Source organism: Roseateles sp. P5_E11, from assembly GCF_054049355.1.
Genome location: NZ_JBFUMO010001195.1, coordinates 1 through 563 on the forward strand (window position 1 = coordinate 1; position 563 = coordinate 563).

Genomic DNA, 563 nt, shown 5'->3' on the forward strand with positions numbered 1-563 from the left:
GCGTCCGACGTGGCTCGTTGATGATTTCGAAAATTCCGAGTTTGTGCCACTGACGGAGTCGGAGTTCAGTTCGCTGGTCGCAGAGCTGTGCGCAGATTTCGTTGTTCCGGCCAAGCCACCCGTTCATAGCCCGATGGGCTTCGTTTCAGCTCTTGCCATGCGCTCGCTCAAGACAGACTTCGTTGTCTCACTCATAGCTGAGTACGAGGACGAGTTCGTTCACTTCTATTGGCATACCACGGCGTGAGAAGCGGTGTCTTCATGCTGCTCGCGGTCTTCCCATTCGTTCAAGCTGTCGCCCCGCGCACGCTGCACGGCACGCTGCTTGCCCCTCTTCTCCAAGCGCGCGACTTCCGTACGCCGAAAGGAATGCAATGCAGGTGCAAATCGAGACCGACAACCACGTAGAGGGCCGTGAGAAGCTGATTGAGCATGTCGAGAGCGTGATCCGCGGCGCGGTCGACCACTACAAGGGCCAGGTGACGCATGTGGAGGCGCATCTGGGCGACATGAACAGCGGTGAGAAATCGGGCCCTGATGACATGCGCTGTCTACTGGAGGCG

Annotated in this window: 1 protein-coding gene and 1 pseudogene; both read left to right on the forward strand. The window is 58.4% G+C overall.

Annotated elements, in window-relative coordinates; genetic code table 11:
* The coding region (locus tag ACXJKR_RS34290) for a hypothetical protein (protein ID WP_457326663.1) at nt 1–247 on the forward strand (247 nt) is incomplete at its 5' end.
* Nucleotides 248–380: 133 nt separating this feature from the next.
* Nucleotides 381–563, forward strand: a pseudogene (locus tag ACXJKR_RS34295) (HPF/RaiA family ribosome-associated protein); the annotation flags it as partial.